Origin of the sequence: Micromonospora parastrephiae (genome assembly GCF_016802865.1) — a bacterium.
In the GTDB taxonomy this organism is placed as follows: Bacteria; Actinomycetota; Actinomycetes; order Mycobacteriales; family Micromonosporaceae; genus Micromonospora; species Micromonospora parastrephiae.
In genome coordinates this window covers 1-12,897 of the sequence record NZ_JAEVHM010000163.1, presented here as the reverse complement: position 1 = coordinate 12,897, position 12,897 = coordinate 1, and the positions used below count along the sequence as shown (strand labels likewise).

Below are 12,897 nucleotides of genomic sequence, written 5' to 3'. Positions count from 1 at the left end.
GGGGAGGGGGTGGGTGACTTTTTCTGTGGTCAGGCGGGTGGTGAGGCGGGCTGGGTCCAGGTTGGCGCAGAGGACGACGGTGGCGGCCCGGGTGAGCGGGGCCAGCAGCCAGTCCACCGGGTCCGGGTAGCGGGCGGCGTCGACCAGGATCCGGGCACCGGGCTCGATGCCCAACTCCACGGCGCGTGCCTCGGCGCGGGCCAGCAGGTGCGCGTCGGCGGGGCCCGGCCCGGGCTGCGGGGTGAAGTGGTCGCCGTGCCGGCGTACCTCGACCACGTAGTCGGCGAACCCGGGTGGCACCTGCCGTAGCGGGGCGGCGAGCGGGGACAGCCCGAGGGCGTACCGCTCGTCGGCCGGCCAGGACTGCGCCTCGTCGAACCGGTCGGCGGCGGCGAACAGCACGTCCACGTCGCCCGGCGTGTCGGTGACGCTCAACTTGGCCGACCAGCAGCCCAGCAGCACCGCCGCGGTCTGCCAGTGCGGCGGCAGCAGCACCCCGGCCGGTGTGCCCGGCGCGAGACCGACCTCGTCGACGAGGAGGTTGGCGCTCTTCGCCACCCAGTTCGCCAGCGTGGCGCCGGACAGTTCGGTGCGGTCGCCGCTGGCGTCGTCGTACCAGGTCAGCAGCGGTCGGGTCGGGTCGGTCGTGATCGCGTCGGCGAAGACCCGGGCAATGTTGTCGGCCATCGGCGCGAACGATACGCCCCCGGGAGCCGTACTCGAAGACGATGACAAGTCGGCGTACCGTCGGGTCGCAGTCAGCGTCGGCCCCGTACTCCGGCGTAGGCTTTACCCCCGGAGTGTTGTTCCCCACAGACCCGCCAGTGCAAGGAGTCGCCCCGTGACCGCCGGTCGCCCGCCCCGCGTGCTCATCGACGCCACGAGTGTCCCCGCCGACCGTGGTGGTGTCGGTCGATACGTCGACGGTCTGCTCGGTGCCCTCGGCAAGGTCTGCGGGTCGGGGGTGGAGCTGGCCGTGGTCAGCCTCCGCACCGACCTGGAGCGGTACACCCGGATGCTGCCCGGCGCGGAGATCATCCCGGCGCCGGCCGCCGTGGCGCACCGGCCGGCGCGGCTCGCCTGGGAGCAGACCGGCCTGCCGCTGCTCGCCCAGCAGGTGGGCGCGCACGTGCTGCACTCGCCCTTCTACACCTGCCCGCTGCGCGCCGGGTGCCCGGTCACGGTCACCGTGCACGACGCGACGTTCTTCACCGAGCCGGAGCACTACGACAAGTCGCGCCGGACGTTCTTCCGCAGCGCCATCAAGACCTCGCTGCGCCGGGCGGACCGGGTGATCGTGCCCAGCAAGGCGACCCGGGACGAGCTGATCCGGCTGCTCGACGCCGATCCGACCCGCATCGACGTGGCCTACCACGGTGTCGACCATGCCGCCTTCCACGCGCCCAGCGAGGAGGAGAAGGCCCGGGTGCGCGCCCGGCTGGGGCTCGGCAACAGCAGCTACGTCGCCTTCCTCGGTGCCAAGGAGCCGCGCAAGAACGTGCCCAACCTGATCCGTGGTTGGGCCCGCGCGGTTGCCGACCGGGACGACCCGCCGGCCCTGGTGATCGCCGGCGGGCAGGGCCACGACGAGGACATCGACCGGGCGGTGGCCGAGGTCCCGTCGCACCTGCGACTGCTGCGCCCCGGTTACCTGCGCTACGCCGACCTGCCCGGCTTCCTCGGTGGCGCGCTGGTCGCCGCCTACCCGTCCTACGGGGAGGGGTTCGGCCTGCCGATCCTGGAGGCGATGGCGTGCGCCGCGCCGGTGCTGACCACGCCCCGACTGTCGCTGCCCGAGGTGGGCGGCGACGCGGTCGCGTACACCTCGGAGGACGCGGAGCAGATCGGCACCGACCTGGCCGCCCTGCTGGACGATGAGCAGCGCCGGTTGTCGCTGGCCAAAGCCGGTTTCGACCGGGCCAAGGAGTTCACCTGGGAGTCCAGCGCCGAGGTGCACATCGCCGCGTGGAGTCGCGCCCGCTCCTGATCGGTGGCGTATTACGACGGTGATGGTGTCCGACTCAGGTGGTTCAGGCATGATGTGGCGATGTTCTACGCCGTGATCCCGGCCGGTGGCAGTGGCACCCGTCTGTGGCCGCTGTCCCGCGCGGACCGTCCGAAGTTCCTCTTGGCGCTGACCGGCACGTCCGAGTCCCTGCTCCAGGCCACGGTCAGCCGGGTGGCGCCGTTGGCTGGCCCGGACCGCACCTTTGTGGTGACCGGGGTCGCGCACGCTGCGGCGGTGGCCCGCCAGGTCCCGCGCCTGCCGGATGACAACATCGTCGTGGAGCCGTCCCGGCGGGAGTCGTGTGCGGCCATCGGCCTAGCGGCGGCGATCATCGCGCGGCGTGAGCCGACCGCCGTCATGGGAGCCTTCTCCGCTGACCACGTCGTTGGCGATGACGATCGTTTCGTCGAGATCCTCCGCGCGGCGATCGCCGCTGCCGAGGACGGCCAGATGGTGGCGGTGGGAATCACCCCGACCTATCCGGAGACCGGGTACGGCTACCTTGAGGCGGGTGAGCCGGTCGGTTCGGGTCCGGCTCGCCGGGTGCTGCGCTTCAAGGAGAAGCCCGAGTACGACCTCGCCGTGAAGTATGTGGAGTCCGGCCGCTTCTACTGGAACGCGTCGATGTTCGTCTGGCGGGTCGACGTGTTCCTCGACGAGCTCGCCCGCCAGCAGCCCGCCCTGTTCGCCGGGCTGACCGAGATCGCCGCTGCCTGGGACACCGAGGAGCGGGCCGCGGTGCTCGACAGGGTGTGGCCCAGCCTGAAGAAGATTTCGGTGGACTTCGCCGTCATGGAGGGCGCGGCCGAGAAGGGCCTGGTGTCCACCGTTCCCGCCGACTTCCCCTGGAACGACGTCGGCGACTTCAGCTCCCTGGGCGACGCCCTCAGCCGCTCGGCCACGGACAACGTCATCATCGGGGCGGACGAGTCGGTGGAGCAGGGGCGGGTGATGGCCCGGGACACCACCGGGTCGGTGCTGGTGACCCGGACGGGCCGGCTGATGGTGACACTCGGCCTGCGCGATGTGGTCGTCGTCGACACCGCGGACGCGCTCTTCGTCTGCGACCGGTCGCGGGCGCAGGAGGTCAAGGAAGTAGTTGCCGATCTGGAGGCCGAGTCGGCTCAGCAGTACCTGTAGTCAGCCGTTGTCGTGTGCGGCCCGCTGAACTGGTGGCGGGCCGTACCGGTCCTGGTCGGTCACAGGGCGGCTGTCCTGCCATGCCCGTTCGAACGCGCTGAGGAAGAAGCTGAACCACTCGCCGTCGGTGGTCCGTTCCAGTTGGACGAACGGCGTCATGTCCACCGGCATCTTGTACATATGGAAATGTGCCGCCAGGCTTCCGGAGCGCAGCGTCGGATCAATGATCACGTAGCTACAGAAGATCATCTTCTCGGCCAGTCGGATCTCGACCCGGCCGTCGCCCCCGGCCTCGAGTGACCGGTGCAGGATCCGGTAATTGTTGCGCAGGTGGTCGATCGCCAACCGGAACTCTCCGTCATCCGGGGACACCCAGTTGTCGAAGACCATGTGGTCGGCGTACCGCTGCACGCTCTCCCGGTTCGGCGCGCTGAGCATGATTTTGATCCGGACGCCGGCGCGGGCCACCTCCTCCAGCCGTCCGGCCATGCCGACGACGGTGTCGAGGCTCGGCCCGACGAGGATCACCTCACGCCGCGCGGCTTCCACGACGTCGGCGAGGCGGGGGACCTGGTTGCGTCGGGTCATCACGACGTGGTGGTCGCCCTGGCGGGGAATCCGTCGGGACAGGTCGTTGAGTTTGTTGAGGACGTTGTTCAGGATTCCGGTTCGCTCGGCGAGATTGTCGATCGCGAGCAAACCGAGCAGGGCGAGGATGATCTCCTGCTCCGAGTAGTCCAGCCCGGCGATCTTCACCTTGGCCAGAGCCAGGATGGCGAGCAGTACGCAGAGCAGTGCGATTCCGTACCGTCGGATCCACCCGAGCATGACGCCTCCCTCGGCGATCTGCACCGAGCCTAGGAGGGAGATCGTCAGCCGGCAATCGGCCGTTCACTTTCTGGCGTCGTCTCGGCGAGCCAGGCCAGTGTGCGGTATGCCGCCGCCACCGACGACTGCGTACGGACAGTGCCCGTGGCGAGGAGTTCTGCAAGGCCCTGGAGTGGCACCTCCACCACCTCCAGGCCGCCGGCCGCCTCGTGGGGGTCGAGCTGCTGGGCACCTGCGGGGTAGGCGTCCCGGGACACCAGGCAGTAGACGCGGTTGGTGTTCCTCGTGGAGTCGTCGTGGAAGCTGCCGATGCAGGTCAGTGTCGGGGCGACCCAGCCGGTCTCCTCACGCAGTTCGCGTCGGCCCGCGTCCTCCGGACTCTCGCCACTCTGGATCATCCCCGCCGGTAGTTCGAGTGTGATCTCCCGGATGCCGTGCTTGTACTGGCGGACGAGGGGCAACCGATCACCCTGGAGCGCGACGACGATGGCGATGTCCGGGCGTACGCAGACGTAGTAGTCGTCGACGACCACACCGTCCGGCAGCCGGACCTGATCACGTCGCACCTGGAACTGTGGCGTCTTCAGCGCGGTTGAGGAGGCCAACGCCTCCCACGGCCGTGGTTTCACGTCTGGGCTCGCTCTCCGTACGCACTCCGACGTCCGAGATTCGCACCCTGTGTACCACCCAACCCGTCGAGGCGAGTCGCTGGCGCGCGGCATCGGTGGACATCAGCAGGAGCCAGGCCGACCCTCGTCCGGCACCGCCCAGTGGCTTGCCGACGACGGCACCCTCTCGTACCAGCGTCCATACCGGTGTCTCCTCGATGCCGGCGCGGATCACCGGGTGCAACCGCCGTTGCCGATCCAGCACGGCCAGCAGCAGAGCGGCGAGATCCGATCGTCCGGGTTGGGAGGTGGCGAGCAGGTCGCTGATCTGGTCGCCCAGCGCGGCGAGGTCGGCCAGGGCCTCGACGGTGTCGGCCTCTCCCGCGCGGTACCGGTCGGCGACCAGTTGCACCAGCCGGTCCGAGCCGACCCGACGGTCCGCGGGTGGCGGAACCGCCAGGACCGCGTCCCGCAGGACGCTGCCGGCGTGGTCCAGGCGGCGTACGTCGACACCCTGGTCGTGGAACGAGTAGGAGGTGAGACCCCCGAAGGTGGCGGCGAACTGGTCCTGGAGACCGCCGTGGTGGCCGCACAGGCGTTCGACGGCGGCGGCCACGTGCGGCACCGACGGGATGGAGATGCCCGCGTCGTCGAGCGCGAGCAGTGCGGCGGTGGCCGCGGTCAACACGGTGCCGGAGCTTCCGGTGCCGGAGCCCATGGGTAGCGGGATCGTCGCGTCGAGGTGGGCCGGAATCTCCAGCAGTAGGAGCAGCTTGCCGAAAAGGCGTTCGAGCCCGGGACGTCCCCGCCCAGGTTCGAACCGCGGTGCGTCGACCACCGGCCCTCGCGGGTCGACGATCCGGATCGAGTAGCGGCCCTGAGATCGCGTCGCCCGTACGGTGACCCGATGGTCGAGCGCGGCGCTCACCATGCGCGCCGGCCGGGCCCGCAGGAAGGGCTCGCAGTCGGTGAAGCCGCCGGTCAGATCCGCGCGAAGAGGTGCCGTGGCGACGGTGACCGCCTCCGGTTGATGGTCGTCGGACCGGATCACGCGATGTCCAGCAGGCGGCCGATGGACAGCTTGGCCGATGCCTGAAGCGCGAAGAACTCCTCCATGACCTCGGTGAGGCCGTACTCCTCGACGAGGTCTCCGGAGAAATGGGTGTCCGTCGGCCGCGCCCCGGGCCGGTTGTAGGCCCAGACATTGATCACGAAGTCGTCGGCCGGCAACGAGCGGCAGAGGTTGAGGGTGCGCAGCGCCGCGTTCGTCGGGTCGGGCACGGGGCCACCCAGGAGGACGTAGACGGTGAGGTTGAGCCCCTGGTCGTGAACACGGTCGCAGGCCGTGCGGATCTGCTGGGCGTGCTGGTGCTTGCCCATCACTCGGAGCGCGGAGTCGTCGGCCGATTCGATCCCGATCTTCACCTCCTGGACGCCGAAGGTTGCGAGCTCGGCCAGGCGGCCGGGCGTCACCTGGTCGACGGAGAGTTCGATCGAGAGCCCGGGCCGTCGACCGGCGCGGTCCAGTCCTTCGGTGAGGGCAGCCAGCCGGGCACCCCGGGCCAGGAAGATCGCGTCGCCGATATCGAGCCGCGCCGGGTCGGCGCGCTGCTCGACGTCGGCCGCGAACACCGCAGGGGGCACCGCCCGATAGGGCTGCGCCGCGGCGTCGCAGAACGAGCAGGCCCGTACGCAGCCGAAGGACGTCATGATCACGTCCCACGTCGAGCCGGTGACGTCAGCTCCCAACAGCGGTGGCGCGGGGGTCCACGGCCGCGTCGACCGGGCGGCCAGCACGGTGGAGACCTCCTCCGCGCCGAACACGTCGTCGACCACCGCGTCGAAGGCGGCGCGGGCCTGCGGTGCCGTGCCGAAGCGGCTCCCGATTCCTACGCACCGGATGCCCTGCCGTCGCAGAAGCTCGGCCAGCCGTGCCGCGAAGAACGCGTTGCCGAGGTCCACCCAGGGTGTGAGGGCGTCGCCGGCGGACAGGACCACCACGTCCGGTGCGAGCCCCAGGATGCGTTCGGCGGATTCGTAGAGCAGAGGCGACGGGCCGTCCAACGCCGCGCGGAGCAGCGCGGACCGGGCGAACAGATTGCGCCAGGTGCAGTGGGCGGTCGCGTCCGTCCGATCGAGGTTGAGGATCGTGCACGCCGCGCCCTGGTCGTCGAGCCTGCGGGCCAGGTAGGCGAGCTCCAGCGGGCCACGGTTGTTGTGCGAGCCGAAGATGCGAAAGAACGGGGGCTGCGCGAGGACGATCCTGGTGCGGGACGACATCGCCACCTCGTGGAGGCCGGGAGTGGCCATGATGCCAGCTCAGCTACGTACCAGCAACTGAGCGTGAACGTTTCGGGTGGGTGGTCAGCGGCGAAGAGGGCTACGTCTGAGGGCCGCGAGGGCCGGCGCGACGAGTTGTACGGTCCCGCCGGCCAGCGGCTCGGGCAGCGCGTCCGGCGGGAACCACCCCAGCGCCTCGGCTTCGTCGCTGACCTGTTCTACCGCGCCGGGGGGCGCGAGGACGGCGAACCGGACGTCGTAGTGCAGGGAGCCGCCCTGGCAGGCGACCTGGTGCACGTCGACGTCGATCGGCGTCGGGTCGATGCGTAGGCCGGCGATCCCGGACTCCTCGGTGGCCTCCCGTAGCGCGGCGGCGACGAGGGTTTCGTCGGTCCGCTCGCAGTGCCCGCCGAGCTGCACCCAGAGTCCGAATTTGCCGTGCAGGCAGAGCAGCACCCGTGAGCCGGTCGAGTCCAGCACCAGCGCGCTGGCGGTGAGATGCCCGGGACGGTGCTGCCGGCTCATCGCGACCGGGCCGGCGGCGAGCAGTGCGAGCGTCTTCTCGCGGGCGGCGGCGGCGTGCGGACTGGTGGGCTGCCAGCCGCCGAGGAGCGCGGTGGCGTCGGCGTGCAGCGCGGCGTACGTCTCGGAATCTGTCGGGTGGGCGGCGGGTCCGGTGAGCACGGTGTCGGGCACCCTGTCACTGTACGAGCGCGTGCTCCGTACCCTGGCGCGGTGACTCTGCGACTCGTCGAATTCGTGGTGGCCGGCAACGAGGCCAGCGACCTGCTGCCGGTGCGTTCGGCGGCGCTGCTGCGCGCGTACGGCGCCCGGCGGGGTTTCTGGACGGTGCTGGACGAGGGGCCGGTGGAGCGCTGTCTGGCCCTGCTGCTGGAGCTGGACGACGGCGAGTGGACGGCCCGGCACGTGGTGGCGGACGCCGGGGCGGAGAACGACCGCACCGAGGACGGCGAGGCGCTCGCCCACCACGACGGCTGGGTGTACGTCTTCGGCTCCCACTTCGGGTCCAAGGCCGGCCCGCTGCGCCCCCGGCGTGCCTTCGTGGCCCGGTTCCGGGAGGACGACGCGGCGACCGGGCCGCTGCCGGTGCAGGTGGTGCGCAACCGGTTCCGCCTGCATCGGGCGGTCAACGACGCCCTCGCCGCGGCACCGCTGAGCCTGTTGCCGCCGGGGGAGCGGGTGCGGAACCGGTTCATCGTGGAGACCCTGGCACGGGGGACCGCCCGGGCGAAGAGCTGGGTGAGCCGGCTGGCCCCGGACGACCTGCCCCTGAACGTGGAGGCGGCGGCCTTCACTCCGGCGGGGACGGCGCTGCTGGGGCTGCGTTTCCCGGTGAGCGGGGCCGGTGAGCCGATCGTGGTGGAGGTGGCCGACGTGCCGGGCATGTTCGCGGCGGAGCCGGCGTGGCCGCGGGCGCTGAGGGCGTACGCGGTGACCGGGGTGACCCCGCCGGGTGCGTTGACCGGGTTCCGGGCGATCGCCTCGAACTCCGATGGAGGGTACGACGCCGTGATCGGATCGATCGACGCGTCGGGCAAGGGCTCGGTGCTGCTCGACGACCATCCGGGCGGGGGTGACGTCACGTCGCGGCACGTCCGGTTCCGGCTGCCCGCGGGTGACCCGGGCGGTGCGGAGCCGGACGCGTACCGGCTCGGTGCGGAGGTGGTGGCGGACCTGGCGCCGTTCCACCACGTCGAGGGGCTGGCCACGATGGACGGGCAAGTCTTCTACGTCACCGACGAGGACCACCGGGTCGCGCTGTGGGTGGGTTGAGCGGGGCGACGATGCGGCGGCGAAATGATCGGACGGCACCCCTGCGGAACAAGGGCCGCAGACCCTCGTGGTGCCGCCCGATCACCGGTCCTCCCCAGTCCCGGTGCCCAGGTGCCGGATGCGTCCGTGACGTACCGGTGCCGTGCTCGGGCACTGGAAGCATGCCGAACCGGCCCCGGAGGCGTCGAGGTTTTTCATCCCAGGCTTAAAGATGGAGATAACTGCCGGCCAGGTAGAGTCGAACGGTCACCCGGCATCCCCCTGCTGGCGACACGGGAGCGCCCCATGCTGAAGATCCACTTTTCTGGCGAGGACATCCTCCGGACCCGGGTGGCTCCGGCGGCGGACCCGGTCTGGGAATTGGTCCTCAGCCTGCACGCGTTGCAGGGCCGCAACCGCGACCCGCTGACGTCGACCTGGCGGCGCACGGTGAGCCGGGAGCTGCGCCAGAACGTCGCCTCCGAGCAGCTCAGACTGCTCTTCGCGCTGAACCCGCCGCGTGGATACTTCCCCGACTTCCTCACCCCGTACGCCAGCGTCGACGGTTTCGAGGCCGGGCTGGACGCGGTCCGCAGCACCCCCATCGAACTGCTGCAACGAGATCTGGGTGTGCTGGCTGCCGAGACTCCGCTGCCGTCCTCGGCCGCCGGGCTGGCCCGGGGCGACGTGGCGGCGCTGCACCACCTCGCCGAGTCGATGGAGCAGTACCGGTCGCTGGCGATCGGACCGTACTGGAACCGGATCCAGGCGGCGGTGGCGGCGGACCGGTCCCGCCGGGCGCGGGCGCTGCTCGACGGCGGTGTGGAGGGGCTGCTGACCAGCCTTCGGCCGGCGATGCGCTGGGAGGGTGGGGTCCTCGAAGTTCGCGACTACCCGCACCGCCGGGAGCTGCACCTGGACGGCCGAGGGCTGCTGCTGGTGCCGTCGTTCTTCTGCGCGAGCACCCCGGTCGCCCTGCTCGATCCGGCGCTGCCGCCGGTGCTCGTCTATCCGGTGGACCGGCTGGGCGGGCTGGCCCCCACCGAGGGCGCCGGGCCGGCCGCGTCCGGTGTCGGCCGGGACTCGCTCGCCGCGCTGCTCGGGCGGACCAGGGCGGCGGTGTTGCAGGCCAGCGACGAAGGCTGCACCACCGGCGAGGTGGCCCGCCAGCTCAACATCTCACCGGCGGCGGCGAGCCAGCACGCCACCGTGCTGCGCAACGCCGGGCTGCTCGTCAGTCACCGCGACCGCAACAGGGTGCTGCACACGTTGACCCCGCTCGGCCGGGCCATGCTGGATACCTGACCCGGCTCGGCCGGGCCGCCGCGGTGCGTGACCCGGCCGGCTGGGTCACAGGGCGAGCGCGGCGCTCGCCGTGCTGCCGGAGGGCGGAGGGAGCAGGGTCGATCCGATGCCCTCGGCGGCCAGGGCGACGCGCAGCCGGTGCAGGTCGGCGCCGAAGCGGACCAGATCCATCGGGTCGACCGGGGCCGGCGGCGAGCCGAGCACCAGGGCGGTGGCGCCGTCCGGCCACCCGGGCACCTCGGCGATCAGCCCGGCGCGTACCTCCGATTCGTCGACCAGGGTGAAGACCGTGCCGGGCGCGGCGACGCCGGCGACCGCCTCGATCGCCCGTCGCGTGGCCTCCGGATCGGCCGGCGTCGGGCCGGGACCGTCGGCCAACGTGACGGCGTCGGTCAGGCCGACCGCCCGGGCCTCGGCGGTGCCGAGTGAGAACAGGTCCTGCGCGGCGTCACGGACCAGCACCCGCGCGCCACCGCCGTCGTCCGGGCCGGCGGCGGAGAGGTAACCCCGGACCACCGCGACCGGGACCTGGTCACACTTGCCCTTGATCAGTTCGCCGGCGGCGGCCAACTCGTCCACCACGGCCATCTGGGTCAGTTGCAGCTCGTTGCCGTACGGATCGACCTCGCCCCGGTGGTCGCGGATGGCCGACATCCCGGCCACCCCGAGCGCCACGTCGGTGAGCCCGTTGCGCCAGGGCCGCCCCATGGTGTCGGTGATGATCACGGCGACGTCCAGGCCGTAGTGCTCCCTCAGCGCGGCGCGCAGCGCGCGGGCCGACGCGTCCGGGTCCGTCGGAAGCAGCACCAGCCGGGTCTTGTCCACGTTCGAGGCGTCGATGCCCGCGGAGGCCATCACGAAGCCGTGGTGGGTCTGCACGATCCGGGTGGGTCCCCGGCTCGCGACCACCCGCGCGGTCTCCGCCGCCAGCACCTCGTCCCGCGCGGCGAGCCGCTCGGGTCCGTCCGCCGGAACGTCTACCAGCCGCCCCTCGGCCTTCGAGACGATCTTGCTGGTGACCACCAGCACATCGCCGTCGCGCAGCCATGGCGCGGCGGTCGCGATCAACGCCGCCAGGTCGTCGCCCTCGGTCACATGGCCGATGCCCAGCACCGGCAGAATTTCCAGCCTCACGTCAACTCCACCGCGGCGCGGACCATCGCCGCCGTCGCCGCCTCGTCGGTCATCCGCAACGGCACCGCGCGGACCGTCACCTCCGGCACCACCGCTCCCGCGTCCTCCTCGGCGACCAGCCAGCCGTCCAGCAGGCCACCGGCCGGCCGGCCGCCGTAGAGCCGACCCACCCCCGCCGCGCTGCACTCGACACCGAGCACGGCCAGGCAACGGTCGGCCATCCCGCGGACCGGCGCGCCACCGATGATCGGCGACACACCCACCACCGGCGCCGGCCCACCGGCCACCGCCTCGCGCAGCCCCGGTACGGCCAGCACCGGCGCGACGCTCACCACCGGGTTGCTCGGTGCGATCAGCACCAGGTCGGCCGCGCCGATGGCGTCCAGCACCCCGGGTGCCGGCTTCGCCGTCTCCGCGCCGACGAAGACGAAACGGTGCGTCGGTATGTCGGCCCGGTACCGTACCCACCACTCCTGGAAGTGGATCGCCCGCTGGCCCTGGTCGTCCTCAACGGCGCTGGCGCTGCTCGCGGCTGCGGGGCCCGCAAGCTCGGTCCCCCCGCTCACGATGGCATGGGTCTCCAGCCGGTCATCGGTCGCCGGCAGCAGGCGTACGCCCGGCTCCCAGCGGGTCGCCAGCGCCTCGGTGACCGCGCTGAGCGGATAACCGGCGTTGAGCATGGTGCTGCGGACCAGGTGGGTGGCGATGTCCTTGTCGCCGAGGCCGAACCAGGTCGGCTCCGCCCCGTACGCGGCCAGCTCCGTCTTGACCGTCCAGCTCTCCCCGACCCGGCCCCAGCCCCGCTCGGGGTCGCGCCGCCGCCGAGGGTGTACATGACGCTGTCCAGGTCGGGACAGATCTTCAACCCGTGCAGCCACAGGTCGTCGCCGACGTTGACCACGGCGGTCACCTCGGCGCCGACCTCGCGGGCGTACGCCCGGACGCCGAGCAGGAACCGGGCACCACCGATGCCGCCGGCCAGAACCACGATGCGCATGTCGACCATCCTCGCGCACGTGACGCCTCCGGTCCGCCGGTGGCTCGGGAGACTAGGCTCACGTGCGCCCTGTCCGTCCACGCCCCGAGGGGGAGCTCGTGACCAGCCCCGCCGAGCCCGCGTCCACCGACGCGACGCAGGCCCGCCAGCTGACCAAGCCGCTACGCGAACTGGGTGCGCTCGCCCTGCTCGGCGCCAACGCCGTGTTCCTCTTCGTGGGCCTGCTCCGGCTGATCGCGCCGAACGACTACAGCGACTTCACCGACCGGTCGGGCAGTGCCTTCTTCGCGTTCATCGGGGTGGAGGCGGTGGTCCTGCCGCTGCTGGCCGTACTGCTCGCCACCCACGTCTCGCCGGTGCTGCCGAAGGCCAAGCTGATCACGCAGGTGGCCCTCGGCGAGTACGCGGTCAGCGCGCTGTTCGGCACGCTGACCATGCTGATCTGGACGGTGGGGCGGCTGGCCGAGGGTGAGGTGCTCGACGCGCTGCTCGGTGTGCTCACCCGGTTCGCCTGGGTGGTGATCTTCGCGGTCGCCGCCTGGGTGGTCTTCACCGTCTGGCGCGCCCTCTACTACGTGCCCCGTCCCAAGCAGCAGCCGGGCGTCTACGGCCAGCCTCAGCCGGGGTGGCCGCAGCAGCAGGGTGGTTGGCCGGCTCCGGGGCAGCCCGGTGGCCAGCCGCAGGGCGGTTGGCCCGCTCCCGGCCAGCCGGGCGGATATCCGGCGGGGCGTCTACGGCCAGCCTCAGCCGGGGTGGCCGCAGCAGCAGGGTGGTTGGCCGGCTCCGGGGCAGCCCGGTGGCCAGCCGCAGGGCGGTTGGCCCGC

The 12,897-nt window shown here is 71.8% G+C and carries 11 protein-coding genes and 2 pseudogenes; 5 read left to right on the top strand and 8 right to left on the bottom strand.

Annotation, left to right across the window (positions count from 1 at the left end; translation table 11 throughout):
• Positions 1–687, bottom strand: a 687-nt coding sequence (locus JNW91_RS24495; protein WP_203177766.1) for a TIGR03089 family protein, incomplete at its 3' end; no start/stop codon positions are given.
• A 154-nt stretch (positions 688–841) separates the two neighbouring features.
• Here JNW91_RS24495 and JNW91_RS24490 point away from each other — a divergent pair.
• Positions 842–1,987, top strand: a complete 1,146-nt coding sequence (locus JNW91_RS24490) for a glycosyltransferase family 4 protein (protein WP_203177765.1) — start codon at positions 842–844, stop codon at positions 1,985–1,987.
• 60 nt (positions 1,988–2,047) lie between these two features.
• Entirely contained in the window at positions 2,048–3,148 is a 1,101-nt protein-coding gene (locus JNW91_RS24485) for a mannose-1-phosphate guanylyltransferase (protein WP_203177764.1), read from the top strand.
• Here JNW91_RS24485 and JNW91_RS24480 read toward each other — a convergent pair whose 3' ends face one another.
• The 5 genes from JNW91_RS24480 to JNW91_RS24460 are packed head-to-tail and all read right to left on the bottom strand — an operon-like array spanning position 3,149 to position 7,560.
• Positions 3,149–3,976: a hypothetical protein gene (locus JNW91_RS24480; protein WP_203177763.1), complete on the bottom strand. Its 828-nt coding sequence runs from the start codon at positions 3,974–3,976 to the stop codon at positions 3,149–3,151.
• A 44-nt stretch (positions 3,977–4,020) separates the two neighbouring features.
• A complete protein-coding gene (locus tag JNW91_RS24475) occupies positions 4,021–4,542 on the bottom strand; it encodes an NUDIX hydrolase (RefSeq protein WP_203177762.1) in 522 nt (173 codons plus the stop codon).
• Positions 4,532–5,635, bottom strand: coding sequence for a GHMP family kinase ATP-binding protein (locus tag JNW91_RS24470; protein ID WP_203177761.1), 1,104 nt, complete (start codon positions 5,633–5,635; stop codon positions 4,532–4,534). The genes JNW91_RS24475 and JNW91_RS24470 overlap by 11 nt, the downstream gene beginning before the upstream one ends.
• The gene (locus tag JNW91_RS24465) at positions 5,632–6,894 is read right to left on the bottom strand and encodes a B12-binding domain-containing radical SAM protein (protein WP_203177760.1); all 1,263 of its coding nucleotides are present in this window, start codon (positions 6,892–6,894) and stop codon (positions 5,632–5,634) included. The genes JNW91_RS24470 and JNW91_RS24465 overlap by 4 nt, the downstream gene beginning before the upstream one ends.
• A 54-nt stretch (positions 6,895–6,948) precedes the next feature.
• Positions 6,949–7,560, bottom strand: a complete 612-nt coding sequence (locus JNW91_RS24460) for an NUDIX hydrolase (protein ID WP_203177759.1) — start codon at positions 7,558–7,560, stop codon at positions 6,949–6,951.
• Positions 7,561–7,599: 39 nt separating this feature from the next.
• Between JNW91_RS24460 and JNW91_RS24455 the strand changes: the two genes are divergently transcribed.
• On the top strand, positions 7,600–8,658 hold the full coding sequence (locus JNW91_RS24455) for a hypothetical protein (protein WP_203177758.1): 1,059 nt from the start codon (positions 7,600–7,602) through the stop codon (positions 8,656–8,658).
• A 285-nt stretch (positions 8,659–8,943) separates the two neighbouring features.
• Positions 8,944–9,942, top strand: coding sequence for a winged helix-turn-helix domain-containing protein (locus JNW91_RS24450; protein WP_203177757.1), 999 nt, complete (start codon positions 8,944–8,946; stop codon positions 9,940–9,942).
• Positions 9,943–9,987: 45 nt separating this feature from the next.
• On the opposite strand, the gene JNW91_RS24445 is transcribed toward JNW91_RS24450, so the two are convergent.
• Together JNW91_RS24445 and JNW91_RS24440 are read right to left on the bottom strand one after the other, a co-directional pair.
• Positions 9,988–11,076, bottom strand: a complete 1,089-nt coding sequence (locus tag JNW91_RS24445; RefSeq protein WP_203177756.1) for a coenzyme F420-0:L-glutamate ligase — start codon at positions 11,074–11,076, stop codon at positions 9,988–9,990.
• A pseudogene (locus JNW91_RS24440) lies at positions 11,073–12,073 on the bottom strand (2-phospho-L-lactate transferase CofD family protein). The gene JNW91_RS24445 and the pseudogene JNW91_RS24440 overlap by 4 nt, the downstream one beginning before the upstream one ends.
• Positions 12,074–12,171: 98 nt before the next feature.
• Here JNW91_RS24440 and JNW91_RS24435 point away from each other — a divergent pair.
• Positions 12,172–12,897: pseudogene (locus tag JNW91_RS24435) on the top strand (hypothetical protein); the annotation flags it as partial.